Source organism: Nonomuraea insulae (genome assembly GCF_042656245.1).
On record NZ_JBHSPA010000041.1, the window covers coordinates 1 to 15,872 of the forward strand.

At 63.8% G+C, this 15,872-nt stretch carries 10 protein-coding genes; 5 read left to right on the plus strand and 5 right to left on the minus strand.

Annotated elements, in window-relative coordinates; all coding sequences use genetic code 11:
- Positions 1-353: 353 nt before the first annotated feature.
- From ACFPZ3_RS33300 to ACFPZ3_RS33310, 3 genes are all read right to left on the minus strand, one after another.
- Complete coding sequence (locus ACFPZ3_RS33300) at positions 354-2,033, minus strand: recombinase family protein (protein WP_379518268.1); 1,680 nt, start codon at positions 2,031-2,033, stop codon at positions 354-356.
- 352 nt (positions 2,034-2,385) lie between these two features.
- On the minus strand, positions 2,386-3,057 hold the full coding sequence (locus ACFPZ3_RS33305) for a 3'-5' exonuclease (RefSeq protein WP_379518269.1): 672 nt from the start codon (positions 3,055-3,057) through the stop codon (positions 2,386-2,388).
- Positions 3,050-3,604: a transglutaminase-like domain-containing protein gene (locus ACFPZ3_RS33310; protein WP_379518270.1), complete on the minus strand. Its 555-nt coding sequence runs from the start codon at positions 3,602-3,604 to the stop codon at positions 3,050-3,052. The genes ACFPZ3_RS33305 and ACFPZ3_RS33310 overlap by 8 nt, the downstream gene beginning before the upstream one ends.
- A 104-nt stretch (positions 3,605-3,708) precedes the next feature.
- Between ACFPZ3_RS33310 and fxlM the strand changes: the two genes are divergently transcribed.
- Both fxlM and ACFPZ3_RS33320 read left to right on the plus strand, forming a co-directional pair.
- Positions 3,709-4,935, plus strand: coding sequence for a methyltransferase, FxLD system (gene fxlM, locus ACFPZ3_RS33315; RefSeq protein WP_379518271.1), 1,227 nt, complete (start codon positions 3,709-3,711; stop codon positions 4,933-4,935).
- A gap of 361 nt (positions 4,936-5,296) precedes the next feature.
- Positions 5,297-7,456, plus strand: a complete 2,160-nt coding sequence (locus tag ACFPZ3_RS33320) for a GmrSD restriction endonuclease domain-containing protein (protein WP_379518272.1) — start codon at positions 5,297-5,299, stop codon at positions 7,454-7,456.
- 133 nt (positions 7,457-7,589) lie between these two features.
- Here the strand turns inward: ACFPZ3_RS33320 and ACFPZ3_RS33325 are convergent, their stop codons facing one another.
- Positions 7,590-8,255, minus strand: coding sequence for a hypothetical protein (locus ACFPZ3_RS33325; RefSeq protein ID WP_379518273.1), 666 nt, complete (start codon positions 8,253-8,255; stop codon positions 7,590-7,592).
- Positions 8,256-8,452: 197 nt separating this feature from the next.
- On the opposite strand from ACFPZ3_RS33325, the gene ACFPZ3_RS33330 reads away from it, so the two are divergent.
- From ACFPZ3_RS33330 to ACFPZ3_RS33340, 3 genes are read left to right on the plus strand one after another with little or no spacing between them, the layout of a single operon-like run.
- On the plus strand, positions 8,453-11,965 hold the full coding sequence (locus ACFPZ3_RS33330; RefSeq protein WP_379518274.1) for a DEAD/DEAH box helicase family protein: 3,513 nt from the start codon (positions 8,453-8,455) through the stop codon (positions 11,963-11,965).
- Entirely contained in the window at positions 11,962-13,458 is a 1,497-nt protein-coding gene (locus tag ACFPZ3_RS33335) for a restriction endonuclease subunit S (RefSeq protein WP_379518275.1), read from the plus strand. The genes ACFPZ3_RS33330 and ACFPZ3_RS33335 overlap by 4 nt, the downstream gene beginning before the upstream one ends.
- A complete protein-coding gene (locus ACFPZ3_RS33340) occupies positions 13,455-15,014 on the plus strand; it encodes a type I restriction-modification system subunit M (RefSeq protein WP_379518276.1) in 1,560 nt (519 codons plus the stop codon). The genes ACFPZ3_RS33335 and ACFPZ3_RS33340 overlap by 4 nt, the downstream gene beginning before the upstream one ends.
- Positions 15,015-15,265: 251 nt before the next feature.
- Here ACFPZ3_RS33340 and ACFPZ3_RS33345 read toward each other — a convergent pair whose 3' ends face one another.
- Positions 15,266-15,415, minus strand: coding sequence for a transposase (locus ACFPZ3_RS33345; protein WP_379518355.1), 150 nt, complete (start codon positions 15,413-15,415; stop codon positions 15,266-15,268).
- Positions 15,416-15,872: the final 457 nt, after the last annotated feature.

Here is a 15,872-nt window from a genome sequence, read left to right on the forward strand (position 1 = left end):
TGATAAAGTCAGGCATATAGGCGCATTTGGGACCATGTCCGGAACTGGCCGGGCGCCTCATCCCCCGCAAGCATGGGCACCATGGTCGCGGTACCACCCTCGACGGTGCGGTCCAGTTCGAGCGATCGCTGGAAGCCAGGTCCCGATTCACCTGTCAGGAGGCTACGCCGGTGTGCCCGGGCACCAGGCGCAGGTGCCGCGCCTCTGCCAAGGCCTGTGCCCGGGTTGACTCTCTACACTCCGACGGGCGCCCGGAGCAGGCGAGACCCGCGAAAGCAGCACCGGCGCAGGGTAGCGGCCTTGATCACCAATCCAGACGCTGCCCCTATCCCGGTACGCGAATTAGGCACCGTTCACGCATTCAGCCGGAGGACGGCGGTAAGTCTCGCACGGACACTCACCGATCGCACAGGTGAGGGTCTTGGTTCAACCCGGGCCTCCACATAGTGCTTGTCCGGGTAATACGTGAGTTTCAGGCCGAGCCGGGTGTAGATCTCAGCCTTGTCGCTGGCGTCTGCCTCTGCGACGAGGCTCACTACGTCGGCGATTTCCTCGATCATCGATCTGATCTCCGCGACGCTGGCGGGCTGCCCGGCCGGGACGGCCTTCAACTTCTCCTCCCGGCAGTCGCTTTCGTTCTTGGGCTCGCTGATCCGCGGGAACATCTCGATCGAATCGCCTCCAACGTCCAGCGCGGACCGGTACTGGCTGACCTTGCGATCGCACATTGCCAGCGGTTTTCGTGGGTCGAGCTGGGTGGTCTCGTTCGGGTCGATCGCCTGCTCGCTCATGGCCGCGATCGTGCGTTCCAGCGCGTCCGGCCCGAACGCGGTCGCCAGCCAGCCATCGACCTCACCGAGGATTTCCGCCTCCCGCAGGTAGACCATCTTGGGATGGTGGACGCCGGCGTTAGCGTCCTGGGCGGGGAGGCGGCACCGGTAGTAGGCCTGCTGGTTGTTCCAGCTGCCCTGCATACGGCACTCGCAGTACCCGCAGAACAGTACGCCCCGCAAGGCGTACGGACGCCGGGTGGGATGAGGGCGCTGGCTGTATTGGCCGCTCGCGCGCTTGGCCAGGATGTCCTGAACGCGCTGGTAGTCCTCGACGCTCACGAGCGCGTCATGGACGGGATGCTCCGACCAGATCCACTTGTCCTTGGTGTTCCATCGCTGCTTGGTCGTGGTCCCCAGCGCGACATTCTCCACGTTCAGCAGGACCTCGTCCTTGCGCTGCTTGTTCCACACTTGGTGGCCGGTGTAGCGGGGGTTGGTGAGGATCACCCGGACGGCGTACTTCGACCACGCCCGCTGATCTCGATGTTTGTTCCTCTCGGGATCGCTGGCCGATGGACAGAGGATGCCCTGCAGCGTCAGCTCTTCGGCGAGGTCCAGATAGCCCCGCCCTTTGAGGAACTCGCGGTAGATCCACCGCACCACCAGTGAGGTGACCGGATCGGCCACCAGCCTGCGCAGTCTCCGGCCGTCGGCCGCCTTGCCCGGGTTCGGGTGCGGACCGGCGTCGGCGAGCTGGTACCCGTACGGCGGACGCCCGCCCAGGAACCTGCCTTCGGTCGCCGTGATCGCCGCCATGGCAGCCCACACCCGGATCTTGATCCGGTTCCGCTCACCCTTCGACAACCCGCCGAAGACACCCATGATCATGTCATGGGCCTCGTTCGCCGGGTCGATCGGGCCGCCCACCTCCGGTACCCACAGCGGGACGCCGAAGTGCTCAAACAGCGGGAAGGTGAGGCTGTACTGGTTGCCGTAGAAGGCCCGCTGCGGCTCCCCGATCACCACCGCGTCGAAGCCCCGCCGCGGGGCCTTCAGCTCCTCGAGGAGCGCCGCCGCGTGCGGCCGGAGCTGCCAGGGGATCGAGCGAGACTTATCGACGTCGAAGAACTCCGCGACGATCACCCCGCCCCGCGACTCGATCAACGCCCGCGCCCGATGCAGCTGCCAGGCCCGTGATGCCTGCGGATCCTGGTTGTCCTCGGTCGATACCCGGCCGTAGAAGCCGAACTTGATCGTCATGTCCTCTGCTCCTTCGTGATGCGCGGCTGTCTCGCCCGGCGGTGAGGTATCGGTGGTTCGACTTCTCCACCGGCCTCACCGCCGCCCGGTTTGTCGCAGCAGATGTGTTCACGCGTCCGCATCCCAAGAGGGGCGGGGAAGTAGGCACCGGCACGGCTATGGCCTGCACACTCGCGAACACGGACGCGATGCTTTAAAGCGTCCCCGCAGGTCACCAGGGAGATTCCTGTGGCTCCTCACGAGCGGGCATGCTGAACGTTGGCGGCGGTGAGACTGGCGAAGGAGGCGACGTCGGCGTTATCGAGGCTCTCCCGCCGTGGAGGCCGCCATCGTCATGCTGCGTGCTGGGGCCTCAGAACAGTCCGGCCTGAACTCCGTCCGGTGATGCCAGACGCTTGGGCGCCAACCCACCAACGCGGTCAAGATCGAAAAGCGTGCGCCATCGATTTGTCCGCCCGCCCTCGGCCACCAAGCGCTCGAATACCCGAGCCGTGGCCTGCACGTCCGGCATCGCCCGATGACGACGCACAGGCGGCTCGATGCGCAGATGCCTCACCAGGACGTCCAGCCGGTGTGACGGCAGCTCCGGGTACAGCGCGCGGGCCAGCCGTACGGTGTCCAGCAGTGGGACAGCGGCCAGGTTAGGGCAGTGCTGCCGCTGGTGGGCGATGAGTCCCGCCTCGATGGGCGCGTGGTGAGCGACCAGCCGGTACGGCGGCGCCGCGAGCCGACGGTCGAGGTCCGCCATGACCTGTTCGGGTCCGGCAGCCGTGGCCAACATCGCCGCGGTAATGCCCGTCATGCGCACGTCGAAGAAGGTGACGGCCACATCGGCCGAAGGCGCGATCAACGATTCAAAATTCCACAGCTCCGACAACCCGCCAGCGGTAACGGTGAGGGCGAGGACCGCCACCTCCACCGGAACGGCGGGACGCCCGGCCGGGGTCAACCCCTCGAAGTCGATGACCAGGTAGGTGTGGCGGGCAAAAGCGGCATCAGCGTGGAGCGGCGAAGCGTCAGACATCAGCCGCTCCCGGCCGGGGCGCGTTCGTTGCGGCTCCGGCGCGGGCCTCGCGCAACCAGCGGTTGAACGCTTTCTGATAGCAGTCACCGCTGTCGGCGTCGTAGGTGGCGTTAACGTCGGCGTTCGGTACCGGTTCGGGTCCGCCCCCGGGTCGCCACAGCGGCCCACGCGGCTCGTAAGCCGGGATGGTGTCAGTGATGCCGTCCCAATCGGCTACGGCCAGCCCGGCGGCGGCCAGGGGCGGATCGTGCGTGGCATCCACCAGCGTCCACCGGCCATCGATCAATACTTCCGCAGCTGAGTGCACGTCCTCCCGTGACGGCAGCAGCCGCACCTCTGCCGGCCGGTCGGGCAGGTGATACAGCCATCGGACCCGCCGGACCTGGTGACCGAGTGCCCGCAAGCCCTCGATCAGGTAGGCGGACTTGGCCAGGCAATCGCCCCGCCCCACCGTCATCAGCGTCTCGGCGTCGTGAGCACCGTCCGTCGCGTACGGCACGTCCCGCACCGCAAGGAACAAGGCGATCCGTATCCTGCACGCATCCACGCACTGACGGTACCCATCTGACGCCGCACGCACATCCCTCCTCGCCGGGTGGGGCGACCTCCGTCATGCGGAAACTGTCGGAGACCGAAGCTAACGTTGAGCAAGTGAGCAATGACAATCTGTCATCGGAGTCTGCCGATCGCCTGCGCGCCGACATGGTCACCCAGCTAAAGAAACGAGGTTCGATCCGCTCTCCTGAGGTAGCCGCCGCGTTCGCGACGGTCCCGCGCGAGAAGTTTGCTCCCGAAGCGCCGTCCCTGTCGGCCGCCTACTCCGCCACGGACGTCGTCATCACCAAACGCAACGCCGCTGGCAAGGCGATCAGTTCCGTCAGCGCCCCATGGCTCCAAGCCGAGATGCTCGAAACCTCGCGGCTCGCGCCCGGGGCGAGAGTGCTCGAAATCGGCTCAGGCGGCTACAACGCCGCACTCATCGCCGAAATCGTCGGCCCCGAGGGCTGCGTGGTCACGATGGACATCGATCCCTTCGTCACCGAGCGAGCCACCCGCTTCCTCGCCGAGACCGGCTACCCACACGTGAAAGTCGTTCTTGGAGACGCCGAGCACGCCGCCGAGGAGCACGGCCCCTACGACGCCATCCTCGTCACGGTCGGCGCCTGGGACTGTCCATGGGCGCACCTGCTCGCTCCGGACGGGCGCATGGTCGTGCCGCTGCGCTTCTGCGGAATCACCCGCTCCATCACCTTCGTCCGCGATGGAGATCGCTTCATCGGGCTGGATCCGACGGTGTGCGGTTTCGTACCCATGCAGGGCGCAGGAGCGCACCAGGCGCAAGTAGCTGCCCTCGCTGACGGAGCAGTGACCTTGACAATCGACGGCGGTCCCACCCTCAATGCCTCCGCGCTGGACCAGGCACTGGTCGATCACCGAAGTGAGGTGTGGACCGGCGTCACGGTCGCCTGCACCGAGCCGTTCAGCACGCTGCACCTCTGGCTCGCCACCGTGGACAAAACCTTCGGCCTTATCTGGCAAGACCCAGACCGAGACAGCGGCCTCATCAAGCCCGCCGCTCGATGGTTCTGCCCGGCCCTCGTCACGCCCGGCAGCTTCGCCTACCTCACCGTCCGCGAAACACCGCGCGACCACGAAACCGAGCAACTCCGCCACGAGTTCGGCGTCCACGGACACGGCTCCCACGGCGCGGAACTCGCCCAGCAACTGCTCACTCATGTGCAGACCTGGGACCGCGATTGGCGCTACGGCCCCGGCCCGCACTTCACCCTCCACCCCGCAGACGTCATCGCTCCAGCCCCGGCCATCGGCCGAATCTTCCCGAAGCGCCACACTCAACTAGTCATTGCCTGGGCCTGAGCGATCACAACGAAACCATGGCCGGACGGGCGGGAGGAGGTCTGAGCAACCCCGACGCCCGCGCCCCACCCGTCGAGGCGCTCCGGTGGCATGCTGATGCGCTCGCACGCTGGCGGAGTTCAGCACCAGGTTCCGGTCAGGACCTGTAATCGGCCGCGGGCACGATGGCAGCTGCGCTTGGAACGTCACAGTCAGGTCCAGGCCGGCGCACCGTGGCACGAGCTGTCTGTACAACTACATCGAACAAGATCTGCGCAGGTTGCTAACGCCGGACAGACTCCAGTCGATTGACTGAAAGTACCGCACCAGTCAGCATCCGTAACAGAGAGACATGCGTCGGGAGACATGGAGAAACGCGAGCATGGCGGACAGCCCAATATCTGGCCACGGACTAACGATCAGGCAACTCTTCACCGGTCGCCGGTTCCAGCTGGGCTACTACCAGCGCGAGTACACCTGGTCACGGAAGGCCGTCGCCGCCCTGCTCGACGACCTCTGGCGGCGGTTCGCCGCGTCCTGGAACGATCTAGATGATCGTGAGCAGACGGATCACTATGCGCCGTACTTCCTGGGACCGTTCGTCTACCACGAGCAGGACGGCATCACCTATCTCGTTGATGGCCAGCAGCGCATCACGACGCTGCACCTTCTGCTGATCTACGTCCGGCGGTTACTGCTCGACCAGGAGAGGCACGCCGAGGCGGAGCAGTTGGGCCAGCTCATTAGGTCTGTGCGGCACGGCAAACCCACCTTCGCCATGGATATCCCCGAACGTGAGCCCCTACTCAAAGCCCTATGCGACGGCACCGACTACCAACTGCCAGATAGTCCACCCTCCGTGTCTGTTCGCAACCTGTGGGAGCGCAGCCAGGACCTAGCCGACGACTTCCCAACCATGCTGAGAGACGACGCTCTGCCGTACTTCCACGACTGGCTACTGGACCGCGTGTGCCTGGTCGGCATCAAAGCACTCGGCCAGGACAGCGGCTGGGAAATCTTCGAAACGATGAACGATCGCGGGGACCGGCTCGGGCCCATCGATCTGCTCAAGAGCTTCCTGTTTCAGGAAAGCAAGAAGGATCAACCTCGCCTCAACATCAAGTGGCGCGACATGCTGTCGAAGCTCACGGCTGTGGAGAAGGACGCACCCTCAGAATTCGTCAAGGCACTCCTGACATCCCAGCACGCTGATCTGTCAGAGCCCTCAGACGATCGGCAGCGGATCTCACAGGCGTTCCACGAATGGGTCCGAACCCACCAAGAGCAGCTTGGACTCCGGCGTCCATCCGACTTCGCGGAGTTCATCGAGTGGCTTGCGGCCCTGGCCCCCCGCTTCGCCACCCTGCTCGCAGCGAGCAAGACACTGGATCGCGGCCTCGAAGCCGTCTTCTACAACTCACGCAACGGCCTGTACTGCCAGACGCGCTTGATCCTCGCTGGCCTGCGCCCCGATGACGACAACGCCACATTCAAGGAAAAGGCCCGACTGCTCGCTACCTTCCTGGATCTGCTCTACGTTCGGCGACTCGTCAACAACGAAGGCACCAACTCCTCGGACATGGAGGCCGAGGTCGATCGCCTCATCCCCAACGTTCGCAAGTGCACCAGCGCCAAAGACATCTCCGTACTGCTCGGTGCGGAGATCGCCACGCTGCCGTACGACTTCCAGGGTATCTCGACCTTCGGGTTGAGGTCGGACAACCGCCGACAGGTTCGCTACCTGCTAGCGCGGATGACTCACTACGTCGAACGCGAGTGCGGCCGGGCAGAACTGATCGCCGACTACCTGGACCAGACGAGGCCGTACGAGATCGAGCATATCTGGGCCAACCACTTCGACCGCTTTCAAACCGAAGTCAAGACCTACCAGACCTTCGTGACCTGGCGAAATCGGCTGGGCGCTCTTCTGCTGCTACCGAAGTCGGATAACGCCAGCTACCGTGATGACCTGTACCAGCAGAAGATTCAGTACTACCGAGGCCAGAACCTCCTCGCGGCGTCCCTTCATGACCTGACCTACCGGAAGAACCCGGGCTTCACCAAGTTCATCAAGCGCGTCGATCTCACAGGGGCATTCCGGGCCTTCCGCGATCAAATCGGCAAGGATGCGATCGAGCACCGGCAGCGGCTATACCGGGCACTGTGCGAAAGGATCTGGGAGCCCTCGGCGCTTGGGTTCGACGTCCCACAAGTGACTTTGCCTGAGCAAGCAACTCGACGTCGCACCCGCGCGCACTACAAGGTAGACGTGGCGGACCTGATCCGCGTGGAGTTGCTCAGACCAGGCACGACTCTGACAGGCAGCAGACGCGGCACTCAATATGCAGCCACTGTCGAGCCCGACGGCCGGATCCGGGTCTCAACAGGTGAGGTGTTTCCCTCACTGTCCGGTGCTGGCCAGTTCGTTCTAGGGGTCACGTCATGCGCTGGGTGGGACTTCTGGAAGGTGCTCGCCGGTTCCGGCGAGGTCCCCATCAAAACGCTTCGCGACGAAGGGCTGACGCGCGGGTTGCTGCCCTGAACACCGTGGACAGTTCCTTGGTGATGGCTGATCCGATCTGGCCGATATGGGATCAGCCACGATTGTGCCGCGAGCGAGGGCATGGACCGGACCGAAGCAACTGACCTGTGGGCTCAGCGCTTCTTCCAGTTGATCATGGGGTTCGTCCATCCACAGCCACCAAGATCGCTGCGGCAATCATCTGGAGGGTCTCGACCGCCTGCATTGCCTGTTCAGCATTGATCGGTCGCTTGTTGTCGTTGTCGTCGGCGTCGCGGTCCGACTCATGGGCGATCTTGTTGCGGCGCCAGACGATGGCACCGAGCATCCGTCGGACGTCCTTGACCTGAAGCCTCTCCCCCGCTGGGGGACGTTCGCCGTTGATGACCTGGGTGACCCGTTCCCACAGGGGGACATCGCTGACGATGGCGAACCCGTCCTTGATGTCCTCCGACCCCTGGTAGGTCTTGCGGCCGATGACCTGCCGAAGGTGCCGCTTGAGGGCTTGGTCGAGCGGCGTGTTGCCGTGATGCACCTCCTCGAAGAGCTCCATGGGGATGGTGAACTCTTTGTATCTTCTCGGCTTGTGCATATCCGGCTGCTGGGCCAGCAGGATCGCTCGGTAGTAGACCTCCTGATGCACCCAGTGGTCGAGGGCCGCGACCGCCTGCACCCAGGCCGCCCGATAGAGATCACCGACGTCGAATGCCGTCACTCCCATCGCGGTCAGATTTTCCCCGCCGCGGACAAGCTGTTTAGCGTACTCCAGGTTGCGTTCGAAGTCCAGGAACGCCTGTGTCTTCGGAGGGTAGTTCGGCACGCGGATCCTCTTGGGGGGCGTTGTTGTGCGCGAGGAGTATGCCCACACCGAGCCTCAGCCTCGCCTAGACTTTCGTGATCAGATTGTGCCCCATCCAGGTCGTGCGAGTTGCCCAGAACGTGGCGAAATACCTCCGGCCTGTCATGCACACTGAAAAGTCGGGGTCATTGACAGGGAGCGGCGGGGAGGGGCGAAAGGTGACCGACGATCCACGCCTGCAGGGGTTGGCGGACAAGTCCCCGAACTTCGGGTTCCTGCTGCCGTACGAACCGCTTCTGGTCGTCTACGGCGCCGGCGCGGAAGCAATCGTCTACACCGACCCCAATGCTGCGCTGGTCAAGTGTCGGCAGTTCGTTGAAGTTCTTACCGCGGTCCTGATCCAACAGACCGGTATCCGCCACGCCGGACACGATCTGGTGGAGCAGATCAGCGCCCTCAGCCGTGCGGACGTCCTCGTCCCAAGCGTCACGGCAGTCTTCCATGAGATTCGCAAGGCGGGGAACGCCGCAGTGCACCGGCATGATGCCGATCTTTCTACTGCGCTGCGTTGTGTGGAGCGATGCTTTCAGCTCGGGCTTCTTCTGCATCGTGCTCTCGGTGACCAGCGGGATCTGAGGGCGTTTGTCCCGCCCGAACCACCTTCCGCCATCGCAAGCGCCGACCTCGCTCGAGAGGTGGATCGTCTCAGGGCCGAGTTGGCCGAGGCCAAGCTCGTGCTCGATGGGTCTCGCACGAGGGCAGAGGCAGAGCAGGCGGCGTCCCGCGAAGCCGAGATCGAGCTAGCCAAGGCCCGGGCCGAGCGTGATGCGGTGACCGGCCAGGTGCAGGCGCTCGAAACCCAGCTCACAGCACTCCGTGCAGACTTCGACCGCAGATCCGCCGAACCGATGACGGTGCGTCCCTCCCGGCGGGAGGCGATCGCCCAGCGTGCTCGCCGTGCGGCTCCGCTGACCGAGGCGCAGACCCGGCTCCGTATTGATCAAATGCTCGTCGAGGCGGGTTGGGCGGTACAGGATCTCCAAGACCTCAACCTGAGCGCGGACGCTGTTGCCGTCCGCGAGTTCCCGATCGGGCGAAAGCGCGCGGACTACGTGCTGTTCGTCGATCACAAGATCGTTGGTGTCATCGAGGCCAAGCGAGAAGGCACCCCGCTCATCGAGGTCGAGTGGCAGTCCGGCGATTACGCTCGGGAGCTGCCCGCGGAGCATCGGATCGCCGTCTGGCGACGTGATGAACCGCTGCCCTTCCGGTATGAGAGCACCGGCATCGAAACACGATTCACCAACACGCTCGATCCAGACGCCGCATCGCGTGCGGTCTTCTCCTTCCACCGGCCCGAGACGATCAAACGGTGGATGGCAGAGGCCGGTGAAAACCCCGAGACGCCGACGTTCCGGGCGCGGCTGCGCGCGATGCCCGAACTGGATGAGGACGGTCTGCGTCCCGCGCAGGCGGCCGCGATCATCGGCGTAGAACGCCACTTGCGTACTAACCATCAACGGGCCATGGTCCAGATGGCCACCGGCGCCGGCAAGACCTTCACGGCTGTCACGCTGTCCTATCGGCTGTTTCGGTACGGCGGAGCCCGCCGGGTGTTGTTCCTGGTCGACAGGAACAACCTGGGCGATCAGGCAGCCGGTGAGTTCGCCCGCTACGTCACGGTCGGCGGGCAGACTCTGGCCGAGGAATACAACGTGCAGCGTCTGTCGGGCGGGACGGTGCTGTCGTCGGCGAGCGTCGTGGTGACGACGATCCAGCGCCTCTACTGGACGCTGACCGGGCAGTCCTTGCCGGCCGGAGACGCCGATGACGAGATCGACGAGTTCGTCCCCTCCGCGCCTGTGGACACCGTCTACAACCCGGGTTTGCCTCCTGAATCGTTCGATCTGATCGTGGTGGACGAATGTCATCGGTCGATCTTCGGTCGGTGGCGGGCCGTCCTGCAGTACTTCGATGCGCCCATCGTCGGCTTAACGGCGACACCGACCGCGCAGTCACTGGCGTTCTTCGACGACCCGGTCAGCGAGTACACCTACGAGCAATCCGTCGCCGACAAAGTCAACGTCGACTTCGCGGTGTTCCGGATCAAGACGAAGATCGGTGAGGAAGGCTCCACGATCCCCGCGCTCGATGAGGAGGGCACGAGGACCGTTGTCCCCAAGAGGGACCGGCGCACCCGGCACCAGTGGTACGAGGAATTGGAGGAGGACTACACCTACACGGCCAAGGAGATCGGCCAGTCGGTCGTGGCCAAGGACCAGATCCGTACGGTCATCGAGGCCTACCGCGACCGTGTGCTGCCGCAGATGTTCCCCCGCTACTCCCGTACGGTCCCCAAGACGCTCATCTTCGCCAAGACCGACGACCACGCCGATGACATCGTGCAGGCCGTCCGCGAGGTATTCGGCAAGGGTAACGACTTCTGCGCGAAGATCACCTACAAGTCGCGCCAGGCGGGAGACGATCCCAAGGAACTGCTGCGCCGGCTGCGCACCAGCCCTGAGCTGCGCATCGCTGTCACGGTCGACATGGTCGCCACCGGAACCGACGTCAAGCCGCTGGAATGCGTCTTCTTCATGAAGAGCGTGCAGAGCGCGGTCTACTTCGAGCAGATGAAAGGCCGCGGCTGCCGCATTATCGACCCGGACGAGTTCCAGGCGGTCACCCCGGACGAGGATGTCAAGGCTAAGGACCGTTTCGTGATCGTCGACGCCGTGGGCGTCACCGACCATCCGCTCTGTGCAGCCACGCCGCTCAACCGCGACCCACAGAACCGGCTCAGCCTCAAGCAGCTGTTGTCCCGGGCAGCCCAGCTGTCTTTGGACGAGAATCAGACCGCCACCCTGGCCTCCCGCCTGGACGCCCTCGACCGGCAGATCACTGACTCCGAACGCGACGAACTCGCCAACGTCGGCGGCGGCACCACACTTCGCCAGCTCGTTCAACGGCTGGCCACCGCGGTGGACGCTCAGGGCCTGGCGCTCACCGCGGAACGTGGCGGAGAGGGCGCGGTTGCCGAACGGCTCCGCGATGCCGTACGACCGCTGGCCGACAATCCTGAGCTTCGCGACCGGATCGCGGAGATCCGCGACAAGCACGACCAGACCATCGACGAGCTCAGTCGAGACCAGATCACGCATGCGGGGATGGTGCCGCGCGCGCAGATCGCCCGCACCACGGTGGAGTCGTTCCGCACCTACCTGGATGACCACCGCGACTCGATCATGCTGATCCGCGCTCTCCAGGGCGACGGCTCCGCCCGGTTGTCATGGGCGGAGGTACACGACCTGGCACAGCGCATCGAGCGCGTCCCTCTCGTCGGGAACGTAGTGCATCTGTGGGAGGCATACGAGGAATCAGGCGTGCAGGTGAGCGAGTCGGGATACCAGGCCAAGCCCACCGATCTGGTGTCTATCCTGCGCTACGAGCTGCAACTCGACTCCGAGCTGCGTCCATTCCGCAGCCTGGTTGAGGAGCGATACACCAACTGGCTGGCCCGGCACGAGGCGGCACATGGCCAGTTCTCACCGATGCAGCACTGGTTCCTGGACAAGCTCCGCCAAATCGTCATCAACAGTGCCGAAATCGAAGACGACGCACTCGACCGTGCACCGTTCGATGAGCGAGGGGGCGAAGATGCCTTCTACGATGCCTTCGGCGACCGCGCCACCACTGTCCTCGACGAGCTTGTAAGGGAACTGACTGCATGACACCTCTGCTCCCGACCCCTGAATCATGGGTGTGGGCAACTCTTGGGGAGATCGCCGATGTCGTCGGGGGTGTCACGAAGGACACGAAGAAGCAGTCGGACCCAGCCATACCCTTGGTCCCCTACCTTCGTGTGGCCAACGTTCAGCGAGGCCACCTCGACCTTCGCCACGTCACGGAGATCAGAGTTCCACAGGCCACAGCCGAGCGCTTGCGCTTGCAACCCGGCGATGTCCTCCTCAATGAAGGCGGTGACCGTGACAAGCTCGGTAGAGGGTGGGTCTGGGAAGGGCAGATTCCCAACTGCATTCATCAGAATCATGTCTTTCGCGCGCGAATCCATAGCGGAATTCTCCATCCGAAACTTCTCGCATGGTTCGCCAACGAATGCGCTCAGAAGTGGTTCGAAACCAACGGCAAACAGACTACTAATCTAGCCTCGATCAGCATGTCAAAAATCCAGCAACTCCCGGTGCCCATACCTCCGCTGGATGAGCAACAGCGGATCATCGAAGCGCTTGATCGCCATCTCGCGACCCTTCAGACGGCAGACGAAGCCCTGAAACTAGCCTGCCAGAAGGTAGGCCTTCTCAGGAAGCACGTCCTCATCGACGCTGTCCCGATACCAGGACCAACTCACTGGCGCCTGGCGAGGGTGTCCGAAGTCGGCACGGTAGACCTCGGCCGCCAACGGCATCCCGATTGGCACACCGGCCCAAACATGAGGCCATACCTCCGGGTCGCCAATGTATTCGAGGACCGAATCGATATAGGCGACGTCATGGAAATGGACTTTCCACCTGCGATCTTTGAACGCTTCCGCCTCGCCGAAGATGACATCCTTCTCAATGAAGGCCAGAGCCCAGAGTATCTGGGACGCCCCGCGATGTACCGAGGGGAACCGAAGGACATCGCCTTCACCAACAGTCTGCTGCGGTTCAGAGCTGGATCAGAGGTGGACCCCGAGTGGGCACTTCTCGTATTCCGGCGGCACATGCACGCGGGTCGGTTCATGGAGGAGACAAGGATCACGACAAACATCGCGCACCTGTCTGCCACCAGATTCAAGTCCGTGGAGTTTCCTGTGCCACCTCTGGAGGAGCAGCGGGCGATCGTTCAGACGGTGCAGCGGAAACTAGCCGGTGTCGCGGCGCTGAGCGAAGAGCTGCGACTAGCGCGAGTGCGTGCCACCAACTTGCGGAACACCCTGCTCGACACTGCTTTCCGGGGCTATCTCGTCAGGCAAGCCGAGGATGACGGTTCCGCCAATCAGCTACTCGAACGAATCGCGGCCGAGCGTGCCACAGCGGAAAAGTCCCGTCACTCACTTCGCTCGGGTAAGCCACGTGCACAGTCTGTGAAGACGTCCCTTCATGGGAGCGGCGAGAAGGATTCCCAGGGAACACGAATTCTGCCTGTGCCACCCGCTACCCTCAGCGGCATCCGTACGGGAGAGCAGGAAAGCTTGTTTGAGCAGGAAGAGGTGTCCTCGTGACCACGACAACCAATGCAGGGCCGTTGGGCCTCGAGTCGCGGGACACGACCGCCCATACTCGATCCCTCGTAGACAAGCTGTGGAGCTACTGCGATGTGCTCCGCGACGCCGGCGTGCCCGCGATCGACTACGTGGAACAGCTTACGTATCTCCTCTTCCTCAAGATGATGGACGAGAAGGAGAAGCGGGCGAAGGAGAAGGCGCAGCGGCGAGGCAAGCCCTTGCCCGCGCCGATTTTGCCGATCGGGCTGAACTGGGACACCCTCGCCAGCAAGAAGGGCGACCAGCTCAAGAAGTACTACGAGCATCTTCTGGAAGAACTCGGCAAGAAGTCGGGCATGTTCAAGCTCATCTTCCTGGGCGCACAGAACAAGATCCAGACACCGTCGCTGCTGGAGCGCCTCATCCACGACCTGATCGGCAAGATCCAGTGGTCGCGAGAAGGCGTAGATGTCAAGGGCGACGCATACGAGGAACTACTGTCACGCAGCGCCAGCGACGTGAAATCAGGTGCCGGGCAGTACTTCACGCCGCGCTCCCTGATTCGAGCCATGGTCGACTGCATGCAGCCCACTCCGGACGACACCATCGTTGACCCGGCCTGCGGTACGGGTGGCTTCCTCCTCGCGGCCAACGAATACCTCAGGCGCGAGTACCCGGCCGAAACCCTCAACCCCGACCAGCGAAACCGCGTCACCCGGGGCCTCGCCTTCCATGGCGTCGAGCTCGTCCGTGGCACTGCCCGGCTCGCCGCGATGAACATGCTGAGCCACGGAGTTGTCCCTGACGAGTCGTACGAGATCATCGAGGTAGCGGATACCCTCGTCACGGAACCGAGCATCCGCGCCACGCTGGTCCTGGCCAATCCACCATTCGGCCAGAAGTCGGCCATCAACGTCCTCGGTGAGGGCGGCAAGGTCCTAAAGGACGAGGCCGTATACATCGACCGAGACTTCTGGGTCACCACGAAGAACAAGCAGCTCAACTTCGTGCAGCACATCGCTAAGCTCATGAAGATCGACGGCCGGGCCGCGGTCGTTCTGCCCGACAATGTGCTATTCGAAGGCGGGGCCGGCGAGACCATCCGTCGCCGCCTGCTGAAAGAATATGACGTCCACACCTTGCTCCGCCTACCAACTGGCATCTTCTACGCGGGCGGGGTCAAGGCAAACGTCCTGTTCTTCGAGCGGAAACGCCCCGCCGAGGGCCCATGGACATCCAAGCTGTGGGTGTACGACTTCCGAAGTGGAGAGAACTTCACACTCAAGCAGCGCCCACTCCGCCGCGAACACCTCCAGCCCTTTGTCGACGCCTATCTTCCTGGGAAGGCACGAGACGAGCGTGTCGAGACCGACCGCTTCAAGTCCTTCACATACGAAGAACTCCTCGGCCGAGACAAGGTCAACCTCGACATCACCTGGCCCAGGACCGGTGGGCGCGACGATGAGACGCAGCAGACGCCGGAGGAACTTGCGCGGTCTATCGTGGCCGATCTCAGGGTGGCACTCGCGCAGTTTGAAGCCCTTGCTAACGAACTGAGCACCAGCGACTCGTAGATGTCCAAAGGTTGACGTGGATGCTATCTGCCTGCAGACAAGCCCAGGCGACCGACGCACGCGATGACCGCGTGGGTCTGTGCGACTATGAACGGCCGCCACGGCGGCCCGACCCAACGGGGCGCCAGATCGTACCGGCGCCATGCAAGATCTTCACACCACGCTGTTGTAGCCCGTAGGGTTTTGCTGGCCAACTCGTTTCAGGCGGTCAGGGCTGGTTCGAGCCGGGCGAGGTGACTGGTGCGTCTGCGCTATTGAGGGTGGCCGTTCCTCCAGGCGTGCAGGCGAATCAGGTTGACCGCGATCGCGGATACGATGTGTTCGATGTGGACTTTCTTGATGCCGCGGTAACGGGCGCGCAGGCCGGTGACGGTGACGGCTTGGTGGATGGTGGCCTCAATACCGCACCGGAGAACGTAGCGGTCGTGTCAGGCAGGGGTGGTTTGTTCGGTGAGGGCGGCGTCGAGGGCTTCCTGGATCGCTCGTGGGTGCAGGATGAGGTAGCGGCCGCTGAGCTGGGCGCTGGTGCATGAGGTCCGCACCGGGCAGGGGCGGCAGGTGTTGAGGGGAAGGCAGCGACGATCATCGGGCGGTCTTTGCCGGCAGGGTGTCCAGCAGGTGCTGGCCTGTCCTTGAGGGTAAGTGACCTGCCGGTCGTCCCAGTCGATGGTGCAGGCAGTGCAGTCGTAGCCATTGCGGGTGCGAGCTTGGACGGAGTTGGACGAATCCATGCCTGCCCGCCGCTTCAGCTGCTCGACTTCGGCCAGCTGTGATCACGGCATCTCGCTCCGCGATCGCGGCCCGCATCTCATCCAGAGCAGCCAATAGCTCCTCACGGCTGAGCCCCTGGGGGCCGGA